Raw genomic sequence first — 20,652 nt, forward strand, 5'->3', positions numbered from 1 at the left:
GCCCGATAGCCATTCTTCGATAAAATCGGGCCATCGCCTATCCGGAGCCCGCCATGCCCGCCGCCGCCTCGCCTACCCGGTCCACCCCGCCCGTTCCGACCGTCGTTGCCGTGATCGCGTACGACGGCATCAGCCCGTTCCACCTGTCGGTGCCGTCCGTCGTGTTCGGCAAGGAACGCGACGCGGCCGCCTCGCCCGCGTTCGAGTTCCGCGTCTGCTCGGCCGAGCGCGGTCCGCTGTCGACGACGGGCGGCTTCACGATCACCGCGCCATACGGGCTCGACGGGCTCGACGACGCGGACATCGTCATCGTGCCGGCGTGGCGCGACCCGGACGAAGCGCCGCCCGACGTGCTGCTCGACGCCGTCCGCGCCGTCGCCGCGCGTGGCGCGCAGCTCGTCGGGCTGTGCCTCGGCGCCTACGTGCTCGCCGCGGCCGGCCTGCTCGACGGCCGCCCGGCCACCACGCACTGGGCATGGGCCGACGACTTCGCGCAACGCTTTCCGCGCGTGAGGCTCGATCCGGACGTGCTGTACGTGGACGACGGCAACCTGATGACGTCGGCCGGCACGGCCGCGGGGCTCGACTGCTGCCTGCACGTCGTGCGGCGGCGCTTCGGCTCGGACGCCGCGAACCAGATCGCGCGCCGCCTCGTGATCCCGCCGCACCGCCAGGGCGGGCAGGCGCAATACGTGCCGCAGCCGGTCGCCGCGCACCCGCGCGATGCACGGCTCGCGGGCCTGCTCGACTGGGTGCGCGCGCACCTCGACGCCGCGCACAGCGTCGATTCGCTCGCCGAACGCGTGCTGATGAGCCGGCGCACGTTCACGCGCCACTTCCGCCAGGCAACCGGCACGACCGTCACCGCGTGGCTGCAGGCCGAGCGGCTCGCGCGTGCGCAGCATCTGCTGGAAACCACCGGGCAATCGATCGATGCGATCGCGCAGGCGGCCGGCTACGGGTCGAGCGTATCGCTGCGCCAGCATTTCGCGGGCGCGCTCGGCACGTCTCCGTCGGCGTATCGAAGGGAATTTCGCGGCGCCGGAGCCGGCGCCGATGCCGGGCGGTAATGCGCGCGGCGGGCGGACCTTGCAGCGGAACCGGCCGGCCGCTCAGCCGCCGTTGATCCAGCGCGCCGCGTAAAGCAGCAGCGCGACGAAGACGATCATCGCGGCCCACGCCCAGACGGGCACCGTGCCGGAGCCACGATGCGGGAGCGCGCTGGCCGCACGCCCGGTCAGCGCGCCGCCGAGGTGCGACGGCAGCGAACGCTTCGTCGCGGCCACCAGAGACGCCGGCCGCAGGAACACATGCTGGCGCCGCGGCGCAGCCGAGCGCGCGCGATTCGGTGCGAGACCGTGCTTCGCCTGTACGACCGCGCAGAATTCACGGAAGAAATCGTCGGTCCATTCGCGTAGCGTATTTTCGATCTGCCGCCCCGGCAGCTCGGTGAGCGGGCCGCTCGCCGTCGCCCAGACCACGTATTCGATGCGCGTGGCGTTCGCGTCGTCGTCCGGCATCAGCACGAGTTCGACCTGGCCGCGAAGTGCGCCGAGTCCATCGGCGCGCGCCTTGAAATTGAGCACGCGGCGCGGCTGCCCTTCCGCGTCGCCCTGCTCGGCGGCCGCATGCGCACGCACGTCGTAGCGGGCACGCAGCGGGCCGAGCGGCACCGTGATCGTCAGCGCGAACTCGCCGTCCGCAAGCTTCACGAAGGATTCGCAATGGTCGAAGCTCGCGCGCAGCAACGCGAGATCCTCGAACGCCTCCCGCACGACAGGCGGCGCGACCGGTATGCGTAACGTGTCGTTCAGTTCCATGACGCCTCCCCGATGAACGTGCGCCGCATCAGGACGTCTCGACGAGACTGTCGATCCGTGCAGCGTCGAAGGCGACGTAGTGCGCGAGCGCCGACGCAGCCGCCTTCGGTTCCTCGTAACTCCATGCGGCGTTCTCGATCACGCCGTCTTCCGTCTGCAAGTCGAAGTGCACGGCCTCGCCCCTGAACGGACAGGCCGACGTGACACCTGATTTCACGAGCCGGCGCATGTTGACGTCGCGGCGCGGCAGGTAGTGGGTGTCCGGCAGGCCCGTTTCGCGCACGGTCAGCGCGCCGTGCGAATCGGCGTACGTGATGCCACGATGGATCACGCGCACGCGATGACGGTTCGGCACGATTTCGAGACGTGGGTCGGCTGCGTCGGACATCGTTTCTCCTTGGGGCGGCACGGCCAAGCCGGGCTCAGGAAACGAAAAAGCCACGGCACGGGTGCCGTGGCTTTCATTATGGGCGAAACCGCAGCCGAATGCGCGCCCCCGGCCGGAGCCGCGCGCGGCGGGCTACTGCGCGCTCCACTGAAACGCAGCCTTCGCGCCGCCCTTCGAGCCGACCGTGACGGCACGGGATTCCTCGTTGCCCTGGTACGACGCATGCACCGTATAGCGGCCCGGCGGCACCTTCACGAGCATGTACGGGCCGCGCGCGTCGGTCTTCAGCACCTCGTCGCCCTTGCCGTCGACGATCCGCACATGAACGTCGGCCAGGAACTCGCCGCCCTTGCCGGTGAAACGCAGCGCCATCGGCCATTTCGGCTCGTTGCGCTGGAACGCCGTCGATTCGTCCTGCCCGACGCCGCCGGACACGAAGGTGACGTCGCCTTGCTGTCGCGCGGCGGGCAAGCCGTCCGACTGCGCGTACGCGCCGGTCGCGCCGGCGGCGAGGCCGGCGGCCAGCGCCGCGGCGACGGCAAATCGGGACACGTTGCGTAGATATTGCATGGCTCTCTCCTTGGGGTCGGAACACATACAGGGCGCTGCGTCATGCGATCGAACCTCGGCGGCGCCCGCCGCGGCCGGCCAGGCCGGCCGTCGGCCGTGGCCGGTCAGCTCAGGTCGACCGGCACGAAGATCTGTGCATTATCGCGCTGGATCAGCAGAGCAAGACTGTTGCCCGCACCCTTGACCGCGTCGCGCAACTGCTCGGGGCTCGTGACCGGGCGGCCGTTGACCGCGAGGATCACGTCGCCGGGCTGGATGCCCGCGTTGGCGGCCGGCCCGCCGGCCTGCTGCACGATCAGGCCGTGCGACAGGTTGTCGGCGCTGCGCTCCTGCGGCGACAGCGGACGCACCGCGACGCCCAGGCGCCCCTGCTCGACGGGTCCGCCGTCATTCGACGCGAGCTTCGCGTCGGCCATTGCGCCGAGCGTCACACTGATCGACTTCTTCGACTTGTCGCGCCAGATCTGCAGGTCGGCCTTCGAGCCCGGCTTCAGGTTCGCGATCTGCGCGGGCAGCGACGTCGAATCGGCAACCGGCGAGCCGTTGACCGACAGGATCACGTCACCCGGCTGCAGGCCGGCCTTCGCAGCCGGGCCGTTCGGATCGACCGAGCTGACGAGCGCGCCATCCGGCTTCTGCAGTCCGAATGAGCTCGCGAGCGTCTGGTTCAGCCCCTGCACTGCCACGCCGAGGCGGCCGCGGCTCACGTGGCCCGTCTTCACGAGCTCGTCCTTTACCTTGATCGCCTCGTTGATCGGGATCGCGAACGACAGGCCCTGGAAGCCGCCCGTCTGCGAATAGATCATCGAGTTGATGCCGATCACCTCGCCCTGCAGATTGAACAGCGGGCCGCCCGAGTTACCGGGGTTCACCGGCACGTCGGTCTGGATGAACGGCGTGTAGTTCTCGTCCGGCAGCGCGCGCGACTTCGCGCTGATGATGCCCGACGTGACCGTGTTGTCGAAGCCGTACGGCGAACCGATCGCGACGACCCACTGGCCGACCTTGCTCTGCGCCGGGTCGCCGATCTTCACGGTCGGCAGGCCGCTCGCGTCGATCTTCAGCACCGCGACGTCGGACTGCTTGTCGGCGCCGACGACCTTCGCCTTGTATTCGCGCTTGTCGGTCAGCTTGACCGTGACGACGTTCGCGCCGTCGATCACGTGCGCATTGGTAAGGATGTATCCGTCGGAGCTGATGACGAACCCGGAACCGAGGCTCGCGCTCGGCTGGTCGTCCGGCTGCGCGTCGCCGCCCATGCCCGGCACCTGGCCGTAGAAATGCTTGAAGAACTGGTAGAACGGGTCGCTCGGGTCGATCGGCAGCTGCGGCTGCTGCACGCGCCGCGACACCTGCTTCACGACGTGCTTCGCGCTGATGTTCACGACCGCCGGGCCGTAGGTCTCGACGAGCCCGGAGAAATCGGGGATGCCGGTCTTGGCGGCCGCCTCGGCCGGCATCAGTGCGGCAGCCTGCGCGGGCGTGATGATCTGCGGATCGGCGCGGCGGGTGCCGGCGACATAACCGGCGGACAGGGCGGCCGCCACGGCGACCGCGACGGCGCCGCGCGCAAGGAATCGGGTGTTCATCGTAGGACCTCCTCTTTGTTAGGACGCAGCGTAACGACCCTGACTTAAAGGAGGCTTAATCAGCCTTAAGCGGGGCTTAAGCGGCCGCCGGCGCCCGCTCGGCGGCGTTCTTCACACGGATTCGGACGGCTGCGGCGCCTCGACCGGCATCTCGGCATCGCGGAACACGACGCTGACGAGCAGGCCGCCCGCGGCCGCGTCGCCGAGCGACACCGTCGCACCCTGCTGCGCCGCCACGCGCTTGACGATCGCGAGCCCGAGCCCGCTGCCCGCCACGTCGGTGCGCGCCCGCGCGGAGCTGTCGCGATAGAAGCGGTCGAACACGCGCTCACGCTCGTCGGCCGGGATGCCGGGCCCGCTGTCGCCGATCTGCACGCACGCGCGGCCGGCCGCGTCGCGGGTCAGCGACACGTCGATGCGGCCGCCGTCCGGCGTGTATTTCACCGCGTTGTCGAGCAGGTTGCCGAACATCACGCGCAGCGCGCCGACGTCCGCGACGACGCTCGCCGCGCGCGTCTCCTCGAAGCCGAGATCGATGTCGCGCCGCTGCGCGAGCGGCGCAAGCGCGGCCACGCATTCGACGAGCAGTGCCTGCAGGTCGACCGGCTCGCGCATCGTCGCGCCATCGGGTTCGGCGCGTGCCAGCGCAAGCAGTTGCTCCGTGAGACGCGTCGCACGCGACACGCCATCCTGAAGATCCGCGACCGCCTCGCGGCGCGATGCGTCGTCCTTCGCGCGGGCGACGAGTTGCGCCTGGATCTGCACGGCCGCGAGCGGCGTGCGCAGTTCGTGCGCGGCATCGGCCACGAAGGCCTTCTGCGTGTCGAGCGCGGCCGACAGCCGCGCGAGCAGCCCGTTCAAAGCCCGCACGAGCGGCTGCACCTCGAGCGGCAGGCGCGCATCGGGCAGCGGATCGAGCGCTTCCGGCCGGCGCGCCTCGACCGCGCGCGTCACACGGCCGAGCGGCGCGAGCCCGCGCCCGACGATCACCCACACGGCCGCGCCGAGGAACGGCAGCAGCACGATCAGCGGCCACAGCGTGCGCAGCGCGACGTTCGCCGCGAGCCGGTTGCGCACCGACAGCGGCTGCGCGAGCTGCACGACGTTGTCGCCGACGATCGCACCGTACACGCGCCATTCGCCGCGATCGGTGCGCTCGGTCGAGAAACCGAGCTCCGCGCGCGGCGCGATCGGCGCACGCGGATGCGAGAAATACATCAGCACGCCGTTGCGGTTCCAGATCTGGATGACGATGCCTTCGTCGCCGTTGGTGCGCGAGCCGAACACCTGCGAGAACGGCTCGGACGGCAGCGCCGCGGCGATTTCCTGCAACTGGTAGTCGAACAGCTCGTTCGCCTCGGCGAGCGCCTGCCGGTAGATGAGCCAGCCCGCGATGCCCACGCCTGCGACGACGATCGCGAGCAGCCAGATCAGCAATTGATGACGAATCGACCTCACGCGTCAGCTTTCCTTGACGACCATGTAGCCGAGCCCGCGCACGTTGCGGATCAGGTCCGAGCCGAGCTTCTTGCGCAGCGCGTGGATGTAGACCTCGACCGTGTTGCTGCCGATCTCCTCGCCCCAGCCGTACATCTTCTCCTCGAGCTGGCTCTTCGACAGCACCGCGCCGGGCCGCGCGAGCAGCGCTTCGAGCAACGCGAACTCGCGCGCGGACAACGCGACGGGCACGCCGTCGAGCGTCACCTGGTGCGAAGCGGGATCGAGCGTCAGCGCGCCGTGGCGGATCAGCGACTCGCTGCGCCCCGCCTGGCGACGGATCAGTGCACGCATCCGCGCGCCGAGCTCGTCGAGGTCGAACGGCTTGACGAGGTAGTCGTCGGCGCCCGCGTCGAGGCCCTTCACGCGATCGGCAACCGCGTCGCGCGCGGTGACGATCAGCACCGGCAGCGCCAGCCCGCGCGCGCGCAGCGTGCGCAGCACGTCGATGCCGTCGCGCTTCGGCAGGCCGAGATCGAGCAGCAGCAGGTCGTACGTCTCGCCGCCGAGCGCCGTCAGTGCGGCGTCGCCGTCCTGCACCCAGTCGACTGCAAAGCCGTCCGAGCGCAGCGCCTTGCGCACGCCTTCGGCAATCATTCGATCATCTTCGACAAGCAGTATCCGCATCGGGACAGGCATCCATGGGGCGAGTCAAACACGGCGACCATTGTAGCGCCGCGAACCGTGCGCGCGGCACCGTGCAATGCAACAGAAAGGCGGATTGCAAGGGGGCTGTCCGGACTTGTCTCTACAATGTGCGCTTTGGCGCCGCGCGCGCCCTGCCCGAACGTCGTGCTTCTCCCGTATTCGCTCATGCCGATTTCCGATCTTTCCACCCGGTTCGCCCCCCGCGCCCGCGTCTGCCTGCGGGCGGCCGCCATCGTCGCCACCTGCACCGCCCTCGCCTTCGCGCCTGCCGCGCAGGCCCGCAAGAAATCCCACAAGGAAGCACGCAAGACCACGGTCGTGTCGCCGGCCGCGCGCGCGGCCGGCCTGCCGGCGTCCGTACTCGTCGCGCTGCAGCGCGCGAAGGTGCCGGCGTCGGCAATGAGCGTCGTCGTCGAGCGCGTCGGCGATCCGGAACCGCTGATCGCGTGGAACGCGAGCCGGCCGATGCTGCCCGCATCGACGATGAAGCTCGTGACGACCTTCTCGGGCCTGTCGATCCTCGGCCCCGACTACCGCTGGCGCACGACCGCCTACTCGGACGGCACGATCGACCCCGACGGCACGCTGCAGGGCAACCTGTACATCAAGGGCACCGGCGATCCGAAGCTCGTGCCCGAAGAGCTGATCGACCTCGTCGACAAGCTCCGCAAGGCCGGCGTGAAGCGCGTGGCCGGCGGCCTCGTGCTCGACAAGAGCTACTTTGCGGCGTCGACGCGCGATCTCCCTTCGTTCGACGACGATGCGAGCGCGCCGTACAACGTCGGCCCCGATCCGCTGCTGTACGCATTCAAGGCCGTGACGTTCACCGTCACGCCGGGCGACGACGGCAAGGTGGCCGTCGACGTGCTGCCGCCGCTCGCGGACCTGTCGATCGACAACCAGCTGGTCGAAGGCACCGGCTCGTGCAGCGCGGCCGCCGCGGCCGCGCGCCCGACGCTGACGGCCGGCAGCGGGATCATGACCGCATCGTTCGCCGGCGACTATCCGCTGCGCTGCGGCGCGCACACGACCAACCTCGCGATCCTCGATCACACGACGTTCTTCGCGCGCGGCTTCCTCGCGCTGTGGCAGCAGGACGGCGGCACGATCACGGGGCCCGTGAGCGAAGGCAAGGTGCCGACCACCGCGCGGCCCCTGGCCGTGCATCACAGCCCGGTGCTCGGCAGCATCGTCTACGACATCAACAAGTTCAGCAACAACGTGATGGCGCGCAACCTGTTCCTGACGATCGGCGCGGTCGGCGGCAAGCCGCCGGCGACGCCCGAACAGTCGAGCCGCGTGATTCAGGCGTTCCTGCAGAAGAACGGCATCGCGATGCCCGACCTCGTGCTCGAAAACGGCTCGGGCCTGTCGCGCGAAGAACACGTGAGCGCGCAGTCGCTCGCCGCGCTGCTGCAGGCCGCGAACGCGAGCCCCGTCGCGCAGGCCTTCGTCGATTCGCTGCCGATCGCGGGCATCGACGGCACGATGAAGAACCGCCTCACCAACGCCGGCGTGCTCGGCAACGCGCACATCAAGACCGGCACGCTGCGCGACGTGCGCGCGATCGCCGGCTACGTTGCCGGCGCCGACGGCCAGAGCTACATCGTCGTGAGCTTCATCAACAACGATCACGCGGAAGGGGCACGCGCCGCACACGACACGCTGCTCGAGTGGATCTACGCGGGCGCGCACTGACGAGCCGCGCACCGCTGCATGGTGCGGCACCGCCGGCCGCCGGCTCGCGCCGACTTGCGCCGGCCACGCGGCCGCACTGCGCAGCGGGTCGCCCCGGCGGGTAGCCGGGGCGGTCTGCAAGCGCCTCCGCACACGGAATCCCGCCCTCCCCGGTTTGAAACGGCAGCCGCCACCCGCGCGCGCCGCACCGCGCGCCAATCGCGCCCATAAAACAGGGCCACACCGCCCGGCCCCGTGCCGCGCGGCTTCCGTAGAAACCCTGTCCTCAGAGGGAACCCTCTACGCTGCCCCCTCGCCTAGCGCGTGGCGATTGCGTAGGCTGTTGGCCTGACCGATATCTACAACGGGCCATACGCCCGGCCTCAAGGCTTGCAGGGGAAAGAAGGAGACACGCCCATGCGATTCGACGTCGAATTGCTTCTGCTCGCGCTGGCGCCCGTCTTCCTGCTCTGCATCGCGTGGGAGGCCTGGCACCTCGCCCGCACTCGTGCGCAGGATCATGTCTATGCGTGGCGCGATACGCTGTGCAACGCGGCGCTCGCGCTGATGCACCAGGGCGCCGACAAGATCGCGTGGCTGTTCGTGATTCCCGTCTACGCGTATTGCTACCGGCACTACCGCCTGTTCACGTGGCACGACGGCTGGCTGTCGTTCGCGGTGCTGTTCGTCGCGCAGGATTTCCTCTACTACGTGTTCCATCGCGCGAGCCATCGCGTGCGCTGGCTGTGGGCCGCGCACGTCGTGCACCACTCGTCCGAGCGGATGAATTTCTCGACCGCGTTCCGCCAGAGCCTGATGTACCCCGTCGCGGGAATGTGGGTGTTCTGGCTGCCGCTCGCGTTCGCCGGCTTTCCGCCGCAACAGGTCGTCGGCATCGTGCTGATCAACCTCGCGTTCCAGTTCTTCGTGCACACGCAGGCGATCGGCAAGCTCGGCTGGCTCGAATACGTGCTGAACACGCCATCGATCCACCGCGCGCACCATGCGCGCAATCCGCGCTACATCGACCGCAATTACGCAGGCGTCCTGGTGATCTGGGATCGCCTGTTCGGCAGCTATGTCGAGGAAACGCCCGACGATCCGCCGCAGTACGGGATCGTCGAACGGCTCGGCTCGAACAACCCGCTCGTCGCGACGTTCCACGAGTGGGTATCGATGGCCGGCGACGCGTTGCGCGTCAACGGCTGGCGCAACAAGCTGCGCGCGATTTTCGGCCCGCCCGAATGGGCGAGCGCTTATCATGCGCAGATTGCCGAGGCCGCGAACCCCGATCCGCGCACCGTGCCGCTTGCGGCTGCGCGAGACCAATAAACCGTTTCAGCCAACGGCCGCCGCGCAGCCCGGAACCGAGCAGGCACGCGGCAGATGAGAAACACATCAGGCCATATCTACGAGGAGATCGAACGATGCAGACACAACAACACGCACCTTCCCGCACCCGGCAGCGCATGCTGCGCACCGCGCAAGTCGCGATCGCCGGCGCCGCGCTCGCGCTGCTCGCCGCATGCGGCGGCGGTGACGACAACAACAGCAACAACGCATCGAACACGCCGCCGTCGGGCGTGAAAATGCAGATCGTCTCGTTCGGCGACAGCCTGTCCGACGCCGGCACCTACTCGCAGATCAAGCTCGGCTTCGGCGGCGGCCGCTTCACGACCAACCCGGGCCAGGTGTGGACGCAGAACGTCGCGCAGTACTACGGCGACACGCTGCAGCCCGCGAACCAGGGCGGGTTCGGCATTCCGCTGCAGGCCACCGGCGGTCTCGGCTACGCACAGGGCGGCGCGCGCGTGACGCTGCAGCCGGGCATCGGCCATGCGGACGCGAGCGTGCCGAACGCCGATTACGCGCAGGCAACCACGACGCCGATCGCGACGCAGCTCACGCAATACCTGCAGCAGCATGGCAGCTTCAACGCGAACCAGATCGTGCTGCTGAACGGTGGCGCGAACGACATCTTCTACCAGGTCGCCGCGCTGCAGGCCGGCGCGATCACGCCGACGCAGCTGCAGCAGAACATCGGCGCCGCTGCGCAGCAGCTCGCGGGTGTCGTGCAGCAGATCGTCGCGTCGGGCGCGACGCACGTGTTCGTGTCGAACGTGCCCGATATCGGCGGCACGCCGCTCGCGCTCCAGGGCGGTTCGCAGACGACCCTCACGCAACTGTCGATGCTGTTCAACGGCACGCTCGCCGCGACGCTGCAGGCGCTCAAGGTCGACACGACCAAGTACGCGCTGCTCGATACGTTCACGTGGCAGGACGGCATCCTCGCGAACTACAAGGCGAACGGCTTCAGCGTGTCGAACACCGACACCGCGTGCAACCTGAAGGCAATGGTCCAGGCTGCCACGCAGTACGGCGTCGCGAACGCGACCGCATTCGGTTCGTCGCTGTTCTGCTCGCCGCAGACCTACACGGTCGCAAACGCGGATCAAACCTACATGTTCGCCGACACGGTCCACCCGACGACGCGCCTGCATGCAATGTTCGCGCAGTTCGTCGAACAGCAGATCGCGAAGTCGGGCGTCGGCAAGTAAGCCGCCGGCCATGCGCCCAAACAAAAACGCCCGACCGGTTCGCCGGTCGGGCGTTTTTCATTCCTGAATTGCGATGAGCGTCAGTCGCGCGCTTCGAACGCGGCCGCCGCGCGGCCGAGACGATCGTTGACCGCGATCCATTCGACGGTCTCGGGCAGCTTCTCGACGAGAATCCGCGCGACTTGCGCGCGGTCGAGCGCGCGCAGCATCCCGTACAGGTCGCGCGCATACGCCTGCGGATCTTCCGGCGCCGCGACGAAATGCACGCCGTCGGCCTGCGCCCAGCGCCCCGCGCGCGACGCACGGGCGACGAGCGCGACGCGTTCGCCGTCGGTCTGCGCGGCCGCGAGCAGCGGCTCGAGCGCATCGAACGGCAGCAGCGCGAGCGGCGTGCGCGGTGCGTAATGCGCTTTCAGCGTGCCCGATGCGCGCGGCGCGGTCGCGTCGCTGCCGTCCGGCAGCTTCGGCGCGCGGCCGAGCACGTCGGCGATCTGCTGCGGCGTCACGTGGCCCGGGCGCAGCAGCGCCGGGAAACCGCGCGACAGGTCGAGAATCGTCGATTCGATGCCGACTTCGGACGCGCCGCCGTCGAGCACGTGCACGGTGTCGCCGAATTCGTCGCGCACGTGCTGTGCGGTGGTTGGGCTCACATGGCCGAACCGGTTCGCGGACGGCGCGGCCACGCCACCATGCCCGCCGCGCCGCGCGCTGAACGCGGCCAGCAGCGACTGCGCGACCGGATGCGACGGGCAGCGCAGCCCGACCGAATCCTGGCCGCCGCTCACGGCGTCCGGAATGCGCGCATGACGCTTCAGGATCAGCGTCAGCGGGCCCGGCCAGAATGCATCGATCAATGCCTGCGCATCGGCCGGCAGATCGTCGGCCCAGTAACCGGGATCGCCGCCCGGCGGCAGGTGCACGATCACCGGATGATTCGCAGGCCGCCCCTTCGCCGCGTAGATGCGCGCGACGGCCTCGGGATTCGCGGCGTCGCCGCCAAGCCCGTAGACGGTTTCGGTCGGAAAAGCGACGAGCTGGCCCGCGTCGAGCAACGCGGCGGCCGCGTCGATCTGCGCGGCCGTCACGGCGTTCGGGAGATCGATGGACATCGGCCCGCGCCTCAGTCGAGCGGCACGCGCAGCAGCTGCGCGCACGCGGTGGCCGCGGCAACGGCTTCGTCGCGCGTTTCGGCCGTGAAGTTCACGTGGCCCATCTTGCGGCCAACGCGCGCGTCCTCCTTGCCGTACAGGTGCAGGTGCGCGGCCGGCATCGCGGCGACCGTGTCCCACGGCGGCGTGACGGCATCGGCCGCCGCACCGTTCGGGAACCACACGTCGCCGAGAATGTTCAGCATCGCGGCCGGAGAATGCTGGCGCGGGTTGCCGAGCGGCATGCGCGTCATCGCGCGCACCTGCTGCTCGAACTGGCTCGTTGCGCACGCATCGACCGTGTAGTGGCCGGAGTTGTGCGGGCGCGGCGCCATCTCGTTCGCGACGAACGAACCGTCTTCCAGCACGAAGAATTCAACGCACAGCACGCCGACGTAGCCGAGCGTATCGGCGATCCGCACGGCGGCCTGCTGCGCCTCTTCGACGCGCGCGGCATCGGCGGCCGGCGCGGGCACGACCGTCAGCGCGAGGATGCCGTTGTGGTGTGCGTTCTGCGCGAGCGGGAACGCGGCCGAGCGGCCGTCCGCGCCGCGCGCGATCAGCGCCGACACTTCGTATTTCAGCGGCAGGCGCTTCTCGAGCACGCACGGCACGCCGTTCAGTGCCGCATGCGCATCGCGCGCTTCCTGCGCGGTGCTCACGCGCACCTGGCCCTTGCCGTCGTAGCCGAGGCGCGCCGTCTTCAGGATGCCCGGCAGCACCGCGTCGAGCGCGGCATCGTCGAGCGCGGCGAGCGCCGCCGACGATTCGATCACGACGTGCGGCGCAACGGGCACGCCCGACGCTTCGATGAAGCGCTTCTCCGCGATCCGGTCCTGCGCGACCGCGACGCAGCGGCCGGCCGGCGCGACGAACGTCGTGCGCGCGAGGAAATCGAGGCTCGCGGCCGGCACGTTCTCGAACTCCGTCGACACCGCATCGCACAGGTCGGCCAGTTCGGCGAGCGCGGCTTCGTCGTCATACGCCGCGCGCAGGTGGCGGTCGGCGACCGCGCCGGCGGGGCTCGTCGGATCGGGATCGAGCACGGCGACGCGATAGCCCATCGACTGGGCGGCAAAGCAGAACATGCGGCCGAGCTGGCCACCGCCGACCATGCCCAGCCACGCGCCGGGCAGGATCGGGGAAACGAAATCAGGAGTTGCGGTCATGTCAGTGGTCGGTCGCGGCGGGCGCTGCCCGCCGCAGTGGGGAGGTCAGGCAGCCGCGGGAAGGCAGTGCGGCCACCGGTGCGCCGTCATTCCAGCGGCGGCAGCACCATCGCGTGCGCGGCTTCGTTCTGGCGCACGCGGAACGCGGCGAGCCGGTTCGCATAGTCGACCGAGTTGCCGGACAGGATCGACACCGCGAACAGCGCGGCATTCGCGGCGCCGGCCTCGCCGATCGCGAACGTCGCGACCGGCACGCCCTTCGGCATCTGCACGATCGAGTGCAGCGAATCGACACCCTTCAGGTACTTGCTCGCGACCGGCACGCCGAGCACCGGCACCGTGGTTTTCGCGGCCAGCATGCCGGGCAGGTGCGCGGCGCCGCCGGCGCCCGCGATGATCGCGCGCAGCCCGCGCTCGCGCGCCTTCTCCGCATAGTCGAACATCTCGTCGGGCATCCGGTGCGCGGACACGACCTTCGCTTCGTACGGTACGCCGAATTCCTGCAGGATCGCGACCGCGTGCTTCATCACGTCCCAGTCGGAACTCGAACCCATCAGCACGCCGATGAGCGGCGCGCTGTGCGTGTGGGCAGTCTGGATTTCACTCATTTCGTCAGTTCCTGTCGACCAGAGTTGGTGCTTCAGCACTTACTCTGGTCCCATGCAAAGCGGTCGACCAGAGTTGGTGCTGAAGCACTTGTGTCAGCCGGAGTCAGTGCTTCAGCACTGACTCCGGCCCCATGCTTCGCATCTGGTCCCATGCAAAGCTCGCTCAGGCGAGCGACTGGCCCGTGATGCGCTCGAGCGCTTCCTGGTACTTCGCGGCCGTCTTCTCGACGACGTCGGCCGGCAGCGCCGGCGCCGGCGCCGTCTTGCCCCACGGCTGCGTCTCGAGCCAGTCGCGCACGAACTGCTTGTCGAACGACGGCGGGTTCGTGCCGACTTCATACTGGTCGGCCGGCCAGAAGCGCGACGAATCGGCCGTCAGCACTTCGTCCATCAGGTACAGCTGGCCGTGGTTGTCGAGGCCGAATTCGAACTTCGTATCGGCGATGATGATGCCGCGCGTCGCCGCGTAGTCGGCCGCTTCCTTGTACAGCTTGATCGAGATGTCGCGGATCGTTGCAGCCAGCTCGGTGCCGATGCGGCGCTCGGTTTCCTCGAACGTGATGTTCTCGTCGTGCTCGCCCATCTCGGCCTTCGCGGCCGGCGTGAAGATCGGCTCGGGCAGCTTCTGCGCGTTCTGCAGGCCTTCCGGCAGCTGCACGCCGCACACGGCGCCCGACGCCTGGTATTCCTTCCAGCCGCTGCCGGCCAGGTAGCCGCGCACGACCGCTTCGATCATGATCGGCTCGAGGCGCTTGACGACCACGCCGCGGCCCTTCACCTGCTCGACCTCGTCGGCCGCGACGACCGCTTCGGGCGCGTCGCCCGTCAGGTGGTTCGGCACGATGTGCGCGAGCTTGTCGAACCAGAAGTTCGCCATCTGGTTCAGCACGCGGCCCTTGTTCGGAATCGGCTCGCCCATCACCACGTCGAATGCCGACAGGCGATCGGTCGTGACGATCAGGAGCTTGTCGTTGCCGACCGCGTAGTTATCGCGGACCTTGCCGCGACCGAGGAGCGGCAGCGAGCGGAGCGTGGATTCGTAGAGGGTAGACATCGTCTTTTCGCAGATAAGGAGCCAAACAAAAAGGGAAACGCCGTTCCCCGCGGCAGGCGGGAACGGCGGTCTTGCAATACGTCGGCGAACCGGCCGGGCAGCAGCGCCCGGGCGGTTGCCGGCCGGCCCTCGTTCGGCCGGACGGAGCGGCTGCCCGGGGCCGGATCAGATCCGGCCGGGCGGCCCACCCTGCCCGATCGCAGAATCGGGCGGGGCAATCGTACTACAGTCTCAGCGCACGACCTGCGCGAGCGCGCCGGACTTGTACTGCTCGGCGATCTTGTCGAGCGACACCGGCTTGATCTTGCCGGCCTGGCCTTCGCAGCCGAACGCGAGGTAGCGGTCGACGCAGACCTGCTTCGCCGCTTCACGTGCGGGCTTCAGGTAGTCGCGCGGATCGAACTTGCCCGGGTTCTCGAACAGGTAACGACGGATCGCACCGGTGATCGCGAGACGCAGGTCGGTGTCGATGTTGATCTTGCGCACGCCGTGCTTGATGCCTTCCTGGATTTCCTCGACCGGCACGCCGTAGGTTTCCTTCATGTCGCCGCCGAATTCGCGGATCTCGGCCAGCAGTTCCTGCGGCACCGACGACGAACCGTGCATCACGAGGTGGGTGTTCGGGATGCGCGCGTGGATTTCCTTGATGCGCTGGATCGACAGGATGTCGCCCGTCGGCTTCTTCGAGAACTTGTACGCGCCATGCGACGTGCCGATCGCGATCGCGAGTGCATCGCACTGCGTGAGCTTCACGAAGTCGGCGGCCTGCTCCGGATCGGTCAGCAGCTGCTCGCGGGTCATCGTGCCTTCCGCGCCGTGGCCGTCTTCCTTGTCGCCCTTCATCGTCTCGAGCGAGCCGAGCACGCCGAGTTCGGCTTCGACCGTCACACCGATCGAGTGCGCCATCTCGACGACCTTGCGCGATACGTCGACGTTGTACTCGTACGACGCGACCGTCTTGCCGTCGGCTTCGAGCGAACCGTCCATCATCACGCTGGTGAAGCCGCTGCGGATCGCGCCCATGCAGACCGCCGGCGACTGGCCGTGATCCTGGTGCATCACGACCGGGATGTGCGGGTACGACTCGACTGCTGCTTCGATCAGGTGGCGCAGGAACGGCTCGCCCGCGTACTTACGCGCGCCGGCCGATGCCTGCATGATCACGGGCGCGCCGACCTGGTCCGCCGCCGCCATGATCGCCTGGACCTGCTCCAGGTTGTTCACGTTGAAGGCCGGCAGGCCGTAACCGTGCTCTGCCGCGTGGTCCAGCAATTGACGCATTGATACGAGAGGCATTGTGGAACTCCTTGGAATGAAAACCGGTGCGCCCTGACGCCGGCGCGGCGCTCGCTCCCGTTCGAATCCGGGGTGGCGCGGCGCGGCTGAGCGTCGAATAGCCGCATTTTATCGCGAAGCGCCTCCGATTCCGACCGCCCCGTGGCGCCGACTCGCAATTTGTTACGTTCGCACGGCACAATGCGGCCAAAAAAGAGAAAAAAAGCCGCGCGGGGCTTCGGACCCCACGCGGCTTTCGCGTGAAAAACGGTGCCGGATCGAATTTTCAGCCGATCCGGGCTGCCGGCGCGCAGGCCGGCCCGATGCTCAGTCGGCGCTCAATAGTGTTCGCCGACCCGCACGATCTTCAGCGTGTTGGTGCCGCCCGCCTGCCCCATCGGCTCGCCGACCGTCAGCACGACCATGTCGCCGTGCTGCACGTAGCCCTGCTTGACGACGATCTCGAGCGCCGCCTGCAGCGCCGAGTCGCGGTCGCTGTTGAAGTCGACGTGCAGCGGCGTCACGTTGCGGTACAGCGCCATCGTGCGCTCGCTGCCGACGCGCGGCGTCAGCGCGAAGATCGGCACGTGCGTGTAGTGACGCGACATCCACAGCGCGGTCGCGCCCGATTCGGTCAGCGCGATGATCGCCTTCGCACCCAGGTGGTACGCGGTGAACAACGCGCCCATCGCGATCGACTGGTCGATCCGGGTGAACGTGCGGTCGAGGAAATCCTTGTCGAGTTCGACGTGTTCCGACTTTTCCGCTTCGACGCACACGGCCGCCATCGTCTCGATCGTGACGACCGGGTACTTGCCGGCGGCCGTCTCGGCAGACAGCATCACCGCATCGGTGCCGTCGAGCACCGCGTTCGCGACGTCCGACACTTCCGCGCGGGTCGGCACCGGTGCGTAGATCATCGATTCCATCATCTGCGTCGCGGTGATCACGAGCTTGTTCGACTCGCGCGCCATCCGGATCATCCGCTTCTGCAGCGCCGGCACGGCCGCGTTGCCCACTTCCACCGCGAGGTCGCCGCGCGCGACCATGATGCCGTCGGATGCGTCGAGGATGCTCTGCAGCGCCGGGATCGCTTCCGCGCGCTCGATCTTCGCGATCATCTTCGGCTTGATGCCGTACGGCGCGCCCGCGATATTCGCGAGCTGGCGCGCCATTTCCATGTCGGTCGCGTTCTTCGGGAACGACACCGCGACGAGGTCTGCGCCGAGCGACATCGCGGTGCGGATGTCTTCCATGTCCTTCGCGGTCAGCGCCGGCGCCGACAGGCCGCCGCCCTGGCGGTTGATGCCCTTGTTGTTCGACAGCTCGCCGCCCACCTTGACGGTCGTGTGGATCTCGTCGCCGAGCACGCGCTCGACGGTCAGCACGATCAGGCCGTCGTTCAGCAGCAGCAGGTCGCCCGGGCGCAGGTCGCGCGGCAGTTCCTTGTAGTCGAGGCCGACACGCTCGTCGTTGCCGAGCTCGCAGGCAGCGTCAAGGATGAAGGGCTGCCCCGGCACGAGCGTGGTCTTGCCGTTCTCGAACTTGCCGACGCGGATCTTCGGGCCCTGGAGGTCGGCCATGATCGCGATCTCGCGGCCAACCTTGCGGGCGGCCTCGCGCACCATCTCGGCGCGCTGGCGGTGATCGTCGGCCGTGCCGTGCGAAAAATTGAGCCGCACGACGTCGAGGCCCGCCTGCATCATCTGCAGCAGAATCTCCGGCGAACTGGAAGCCGGGCCGATCGTGGCGACTATCTTGGTGGCGCGCTGCATGAAACTCCTCATCTGGATCAAGGTGGATGCGCTGGGTGAAACGCTGCGAGAGCCGGAAGCGGCAGGCCCAGCGGCGGCCGTTCCGGGGGGCGTGCCGGTGCTTGCGCCCGGCATCGCTTTGTTCTGAATCTCGTGGTGCTGGTCGGCCGCGTCGCCGGCAGCCGCCGGTGCGCGCGGGGCGGAGTTCGCCCGCGCGGGCGCGCGTTTGCGCTTGCCCGCGCCGGCCGGCTGCTCCGCTTTCGCGGAGCGCACGGCCTTCGTCACCCCTGCGCGCGCCGCCACGCTCAGGCCGCCCGCGTTTCGAGCACTTCCACCGCCGGCAGCTTCTTCCCCTCGAGGAACTCGAGGAAGGCGCCGCCGCCCGTCGAGATGTAGCTGACCTGGTCATGGATGCCGTACTTCGCGATGGCCGCGAGCGTGTCGCCGCCGCCCGCGATCGAGAACGCGGACGATTTGGCGATCGCTTCGGCGAGCGTCTTGGTGCCGTTGCCGAACTGGTCGAACTCGAACACGCCGACCGGGCCGTTCCACACGATCGTGCCGGCCTTCTCGAGCTGGCTCGCGAGCGCCTTGGCCGTATCGGGGCCGATGTCGAGGATCATGTCGTCCGCTTCGATGTCGGCGACCTGCTTCACCGTGGCCACGGCCGTCGGCGAGAATTCCTTGGCCGTCACGACGTCGGTCGGGATCGGCACCGACGCGCCGCGCTCGCGCGCTTCGTCGATGATCGCCTTCGCTTCGGCGACGAGGTCGGCTTCCGCGAGCGACTTGCCGATCGACAGGCCGGCCGCGAGCATGAACGTGTTGGCGATGCCGCCGCCGACGATCAGCTGGTCGACCTTGCCGGCCAGCGACTTCAGGATGGTCAGCTTGGTCGACACCTTCGAACCCGCGACGATCGCCACCAGCGGGCGCGCCGGGTTGCCGAGCGCCTTGCCGAGCGCGTCGAGTTCGGCGGCCAGCAGCGGGCCCGCGCACGCGACCGGCGCGTACTTCGCGATCCCGTGGGTGGTCGCTTCCGCGCGGTGCGCGGTGCCGAACGCGTCGTTCACGTACACGTCGCAGAGCTTCGCCATCTTCTGCGCGAGCTCGTCCGAATTCTTCTTCTCGCCCTTGTTCACGCGGCAGTTCTCGAGCAGCACGACCTGGCCCGGCGCGACGTTCACGCCGTTCTCGACCCAGTTCGACACCAGCGGCACGTCACGGCCGAGCAGCTCGGCGAGGCGCTTCGCGACCGGCGCGAGCGAATCTTCCGGCTTGAATTCGCCTTCGGTCGGGCGGCCCAGGTGCGACGTGACCATCACGGCCGCGCCGGCGTCGAGCGCGGCCTGGATGGCCGGCACGGACGCGCGCACGCGCGTGTCTTCGGTGATGTTGCCCTGGTCGTCCTGCGGGACGTTCAGGTCGGCGCGGATGAACACCCGCTTGCCGGCGAGCTGGCCGGCGGCGATCAGGTCGGTAAGACGCTTGACTTGGCTCATGTTGGACAAATTGAAGTAGTGGATGGGGAAAGGGGGTTCACGCGGGACGTGCGCGGGCTGCCGCGAAAGGGCGCCGGATGCGGCCGTGGCTGGCGGTTCGCATGACGCGCACGGGTAAAAAATCTCGAACGGGCATTCTAGCCGATCCACCCGGCAGACTGACCCGCGGGCGGCGAATTCCGCCTATTTGGGATCGCACGCGGCAACGGACACATTGCCGCAACGCAGCAATGCAGGTGCACGGGCGGGCGGCGCCCGGCGGACCGCAGCGGCGGCCCATCAGAAGATCAGGCGCAGTGCGGTGAACACGAGCATCCCGACGACGATCGTGCCGAGCATGCTGCGCCGCCACAGGAACCAGCCGAGACCGGCGAGCGCCGCGTAAAACGGATGGTTGGACAGCGCGAACGACAGCCCGGCCGGCGTTTCGAGCACATCGGGCAGCACGACGGCGACCAGCGCGGCGGCCGGCGCATAGCGCAGCGCGCGCTGCGCCCGTTCGGGCAGCACGGTACGTTCGCCGCCGATCAGGAACAGCGCGCGCGTGACGGCCGTGACGATCGTCATCCCGATGATGACGATCCAGATCTCCGTCGCGCTCATTCGATTTCCTTTTCGTGCACGGTTTCGGTGCGGATGCGCCGCCAGTCGGCCCGCTCGACGAAGAAATCGGCCGTGCAGCCGGCCGCGAGCGCGGCGAGCACCGCGAGCGGCAGCGCGAGCCGGTACGGCAGGTCGAACGCGATCAGCGACACGACGCCGGCGACCGCGACGGCCGCAAGCGTCGAGCGGTTCGCGACGGCCGACACCATGATCGGGATCAAAGCGAGCGTGCCGGCCAGCTCCAGCCCCCAGCTCGCGGGGAAGAAGCTCGCAAGCAGGATGCCGGCGAGCGACGACACCTGCCACGACACCCAGCTCGCGAGCGCCATCCCCCAGAAATACGCTTCCTTGCCCGGCACGTGGCCGTACCCGAAACCTTGTTTCTGGAACAGCAGGTAGATGACGTCGCCGTTGAAATAGCCGATCGCGAGACGCCGCCACAGCGGCAGGTAGGAAAAATGGGGGGCAAGCCCGGCGCTGAAGATCACGAAGCGCGTGTTGACCATCGCGGCCGTGAGCAGGATGGTCCAGATCGGCAGCTTCGCCGCGAGGAGCGGCAGCACCGCCAGCTGCGACGAACCCGCGTAGACGAAGATCGACATCGCGCTCGCCTGCCCGAGCGTCATGACCGACTTGCTCATCGCGATGCCGGTGACGAGCCCCCAGGAGAGGATCGCCATCAATGTCGGGGAATAGTCGCGCGCGCCCTGGATCAGCGCGAAGCGGTCGGTGGCGGACAATCGAGCGAGCATGGGAAAGCGGGCCGCGGCGGGCGGTTCGTCGGGCCGCCGG

At 68.8% G+C, this 20,652-nt stretch carries 20 protein-coding genes; 5 read left to right on the forward strand and 15 right to left on the reverse strand.

What is annotated here, in order from left to right; genetic code table 11:
* Nucleotides 1-53 precede the first annotated feature (53 nt).
* Nucleotides 54-1,070: a helix-turn-helix domain-containing protein gene (locus tag ACPTTF_RS14150; protein WP_423371518.1), complete on the forward strand. Its 1,017-nt coding sequence runs from the start codon at nucleotides 54-56 to the stop codon at nucleotides 1,068-1,070.
* Between the two features lie 42 nt (nucleotides 1,071-1,112).
* On the opposite strand, the gene ACPTTF_RS14155 is transcribed toward ACPTTF_RS14150, so the two are convergent.
* The 6 genes from ACPTTF_RS14155 to ACPTTF_RS14180 all read right to left on the reverse strand — a co-directional run bounded on the left by ACPTTF_RS14155 (nucleotide 1,113) and on the right by ACPTTF_RS14180 (nucleotide 6,491).
* Nucleotides 1,113-1,820, reverse strand: coding sequence for a CoxG family protein (locus ACPTTF_RS14155; protein WP_423371519.1), 708 nt, complete (start codon nucleotides 1,818-1,820; stop codon nucleotides 1,113-1,115).
* 28 nt (nucleotides 1,821-1,848) lie between these two features.
* On the reverse strand, nucleotides 1,849-2,208 hold the full coding sequence (locus ACPTTF_RS14160; RefSeq protein ID WP_166963386.1) for a DUF427 domain-containing protein: 360 nt from the start codon (nucleotides 2,206-2,208) through the stop codon (nucleotides 1,849-1,851).
* A gap of 132 nt (nucleotides 2,209-2,340) precedes the next feature.
* Complete coding sequence (locus ACPTTF_RS14165) at nucleotides 2,341-2,778, reverse strand: carboxypeptidase-like regulatory domain-containing protein (RefSeq protein ID WP_166963388.1); 438 nt, start codon at nucleotides 2,776-2,778, stop codon at nucleotides 2,341-2,343.
* A 104-nt stretch (nucleotides 2,779-2,882) separates the two neighbouring features.
* Nucleotides 2,883-4,367, reverse strand: coding sequence for a DegQ family serine endoprotease (locus tag ACPTTF_RS14170; RefSeq protein WP_166963390.1), 1,485 nt, complete (start codon nucleotides 4,365-4,367; stop codon nucleotides 2,883-2,885).
* Nucleotides 4,368-4,478: 111 nt separating this feature from the next.
* The gene (locus ACPTTF_RS14175; protein WP_423371520.1) at nucleotides 4,479-5,825 is read right to left on the reverse strand and encodes an ATP-binding protein; all 1,347 of its coding nucleotides are present in this window, start codon (nucleotides 5,823-5,825) and stop codon (nucleotides 4,479-4,481) included.
* 3 nt (nucleotides 5,826-5,828) lie between these two features.
* Nucleotides 5,829-6,491 (reverse strand): response regulator, encoded by a 663-nt coding sequence (locus ACPTTF_RS14180; protein WP_039360640.1) that lies wholly within the window; start codon nucleotides 6,489-6,491, stop codon nucleotides 5,829-5,831.
* A 186-nt stretch (nucleotides 6,492-6,677) separates the two neighbouring features.
* Between ACPTTF_RS14180 and dacB the strand changes: the two genes are divergently transcribed.
* The 3 genes from dacB to ACPTTF_RS14195 all read left to right on the forward strand — a co-directional run bounded on the left by dacB (nucleotide 6,678) and on the right by ACPTTF_RS14195 (nucleotide 10,747).
* Nucleotides 6,678-8,210 (forward strand): D-alanyl-D-alanine carboxypeptidase/D-alanyl-D-alanine endopeptidase, encoded by a 1,533-nt coding sequence (gene dacB / locus ACPTTF_RS14185; RefSeq protein ID WP_423371521.1) that lies wholly within the window; start codon nucleotides 6,678-6,680, stop codon nucleotides 8,208-8,210.
* 396 nt (nucleotides 8,211-8,606) lie between these two features.
* On the forward strand, nucleotides 8,607-9,521 hold the full coding sequence (locus ACPTTF_RS14190) for a sterol desaturase family protein (protein WP_423371522.1): 915 nt from the start codon (nucleotides 8,607-8,609) through the stop codon (nucleotides 9,519-9,521).
* 95 nt (nucleotides 9,522-9,616) lie between these two features.
* On the forward strand, nucleotides 9,617-10,747 hold the full coding sequence (locus ACPTTF_RS14195) for an SGNH/GDSL hydrolase family protein (RefSeq protein ID WP_166963398.1): 1,131 nt from the start codon (nucleotides 9,617-9,619) through the stop codon (nucleotides 10,745-10,747).
* Between the two features lie 80 nt (nucleotides 10,748-10,827).
* Here the strand turns inward: ACPTTF_RS14195 and ACPTTF_RS14200 are convergent, their stop codons facing one another.
* The 6 genes from ACPTTF_RS14200 to pyk all read right to left on the reverse strand — a co-directional run bounded on the left by ACPTTF_RS14200 (nucleotide 10,828) and on the right by pyk (nucleotide 17,776).
* Nucleotides 10,828-11,856, reverse strand: a complete 1,029-nt coding sequence (locus ACPTTF_RS14200) for an L-threonylcarbamoyladenylate synthase (protein ID WP_423371523.1) — start codon at nucleotides 11,854-11,856, stop codon at nucleotides 10,828-10,830.
* Between the two features lie 11 nt (nucleotides 11,857-11,867).
* On the reverse strand, nucleotides 11,868-13,064 hold the full coding sequence (locus ACPTTF_RS14205; RefSeq protein WP_166963402.1) for a 5-(carboxyamino)imidazole ribonucleotide synthase: 1,197 nt from the start codon (nucleotides 13,062-13,064) through the stop codon (nucleotides 11,868-11,870).
* A gap of 86 nt (nucleotides 13,065-13,150) precedes the next feature.
* Nucleotides 13,151-13,672 carry a 5-(carboxyamino)imidazole ribonucleotide mutase gene (gene purE / locus ACPTTF_RS14210; RefSeq protein WP_006477946.1) on the reverse strand — a complete coding sequence of 174 codons (522 nt, stop codon included), beginning with the start codon at nucleotides 13,670-13,672 and terminating at the stop codon, nucleotides 13,151-13,153.
* A gap of 163 nt (nucleotides 13,673-13,835) precedes the next feature.
* Nucleotides 13,836-14,726, reverse strand: coding sequence for a phosphoribosylaminoimidazolesuccinocarboxamide synthase (locus ACPTTF_RS14215; protein ID WP_166963404.1), 891 nt, complete (start codon nucleotides 14,724-14,726; stop codon nucleotides 13,836-13,838).
* A gap of 231 nt (nucleotides 14,727-14,957) precedes the next feature.
* Complete coding sequence (gene fba / locus ACPTTF_RS14220; protein WP_047898922.1) at nucleotides 14,958-16,022, reverse strand: class II fructose-bisphosphate aldolase; 1,065 nt, start codon at nucleotides 16,020-16,022, stop codon at nucleotides 14,958-14,960.
* A 317-nt stretch (nucleotides 16,023-16,339) separates the two neighbouring features.
* Nucleotides 16,340-17,776 carry a pyruvate kinase gene (gene pyk, locus ACPTTF_RS14225; RefSeq protein WP_166963406.1) on the reverse strand — a complete coding sequence of 479 codons (1,437 nt, stop codon included), beginning with the start codon at nucleotides 17,774-17,776 and terminating at the stop codon, nucleotides 16,340-16,342.
* On the opposite strand from pyk, the gene ACPTTF_RS14230 reads away from it, so the two are divergent.
* Nucleotides 17,775-17,903, forward strand: a complete 129-nt coding sequence (locus ACPTTF_RS14230) for a hypothetical protein (protein ID WP_021164118.1) — start codon at nucleotides 17,775-17,777, stop codon at nucleotides 17,901-17,903. The two genes, pyk and ACPTTF_RS14230, sit on opposite strands and share 2 nt — an antisense overlap.
* A 157-nt stretch (nucleotides 17,904-18,060) precedes the next feature.
* Here the strand turns inward: ACPTTF_RS14230 and ACPTTF_RS14235 are convergent, their stop codons facing one another.
* The 3 genes from ACPTTF_RS14235 to ACPTTF_RS14245 all read right to left on the reverse strand — a co-directional run bounded on the left by ACPTTF_RS14235 (nucleotide 18,061) and on the right by ACPTTF_RS14245 (nucleotide 20,612).
* Complete coding sequence (locus tag ACPTTF_RS14235; protein WP_027789226.1) at nucleotides 18,061-19,257, reverse strand: phosphoglycerate kinase; 1,197 nt, start codon at nucleotides 19,255-19,257, stop codon at nucleotides 18,061-18,063.
* Nucleotides 19,258-19,536: 279 nt separating this feature from the next.
* Entirely contained in the window at nucleotides 19,537-19,860 is a 324-nt protein-coding gene (locus tag ACPTTF_RS14240; RefSeq protein ID WP_059523415.1) for an AzlD domain-containing protein, read from the reverse strand.
* Nucleotides 19,857-20,612, reverse strand: a complete 756-nt coding sequence (locus ACPTTF_RS14245) for an AzlC family ABC transporter permease (protein WP_423371524.1) — start codon at nucleotides 20,610-20,612, stop codon at nucleotides 19,857-19,859. The genes ACPTTF_RS14240 and ACPTTF_RS14245 overlap by 4 nt, the downstream gene beginning before the upstream one ends.
* Nucleotides 20,613-20,652: the final 40 nt, after the last annotated feature.

Origin of the sequence: Burkholderia crassaminum (genome assembly GCF_964265005.1) — a bacterium.
GTDB lineage: Bacteria > Pseudomonadota > Gammaproteobacteria > Burkholderiales > Burkholderiaceae > Burkholderia.

Bases quoted from the DNA above. Each gene is read 5' to 3' on its own strand.
- ACPTTF_RS14150 (WP_423371518.1), top strand. From the start codon at position 54: ATGCCCGCCGCCGCCTCGCCTACCCGGTCCACCCCGCCCGTTCCGACC.
- ACPTTF_RS14155 (WP_423371519.1), bottom strand. From the start codon at position 1,820: ATGGAACTGAACGACACGTTACGCATACCGGTCGCGCCGCCTGTCGTG.
- ACPTTF_RS14160 (WP_166963386.1), bottom strand. From the start codon at position 2,208: ATGTCCGACGCAGCCGACCCACGTCTCGAAATCGTGCCGAACCGTCAT.
- ACPTTF_RS14165 (WP_166963388.1), bottom strand. From the start codon at position 2,778: ATGCAATATCTACGCAACGTGTCCCGATTTGCCGTCGCCGCGGCGCTG.
- ACPTTF_RS14170 (WP_166963390.1), bottom strand. From the start codon at position 4,367: ATGAACACCCGATTCCTTGCGCGCGGCGCCGTCGCGGTCGCCGTGGCG.
- ACPTTF_RS14180 (WP_039360640.1), bottom strand. From the start codon at position 6,491: ATGCGGATACTGCTTGTCGAAGATGATCGAATGATTGCCGAAGGCGTG.
- dacB (WP_423371521.1), top strand. From the start codon at position 6,678: ATGCCGATTTCCGATCTTTCCACCCGGTTCGCCCCCCGCGCCCGCGTC.
- ACPTTF_RS14190 (WP_423371522.1), top strand. From the start codon at position 8,607: ATGCGATTCGACGTCGAATTGCTTCTGCTCGCGCTGGCGCCCGTCTTC.
- ACPTTF_RS14195 (WP_166963398.1), top strand. From the start codon at position 9,617: ATGCAGACACAACAACACGCACCTTCCCGCACCCGGCAGCGCATGCTG.
- ACPTTF_RS14200 (WP_423371523.1), bottom strand. From the start codon at position 11,856: ATGTCCATCGATCTCCCGAACGCCGTGACGGCCGCGCAGATCGACGCG.
- ACPTTF_RS14205 (WP_166963402.1), bottom strand. From the start codon at position 13,064: ATGACCGCAACTCCTGATTTCGTTTCCCCGATCCTGCCCGGCGCGTGG.
- purE (WP_006477946.1), bottom strand. From the start codon at position 13,672: ATGAGTGAAATCCAGACTGCCCACACGCACAGCGCGCCGCTCATCGGC.
- ACPTTF_RS14215 (WP_166963404.1), bottom strand. From the start codon at position 14,726: ATGTCTACCCTCTACGAATCCACGCTCCGCTCGCTGCCGCTCCTCGGT.
- fba (WP_047898922.1), bottom strand. From the start codon at position 16,022: ATGCCTCTCGTATCAATGCGTCAATTGCTGGACCACGCGGCAGAGCAC.
- ACPTTF_RS14230 (WP_021164118.1), top strand. From the start codon at position 17,775: ATGAAACTCCTCATCTGGATCAAGGTGGATGCGCTGGGTGAAACGCTG.
- pyk (WP_166963406.1), bottom strand. From the start codon at position 17,776: ATGCAGCGCGCCACCAAGATAGTCGCCACGATCGGCCCGGCTTCCAGT.
- ACPTTF_RS14235 (WP_027789226.1), bottom strand. From the start codon at position 19,257: ATGAGCCAAGTCAAGCGTCTTACCGACCTGATCGCCGCCGGCCAGCTC.
- ACPTTF_RS14240 (WP_059523415.1), bottom strand. From the start codon at position 19,860: ATGAGCGCGACGGAGATCTGGATCGTCATCATCGGGATGACGATCGTC.
- ACPTTF_RS14245 (WP_423371524.1), bottom strand. From the start codon at position 20,612: ATGCTCGCTCGATTGTCCGCCACCGACCGCTTCGCGCTGATCCAGGGC.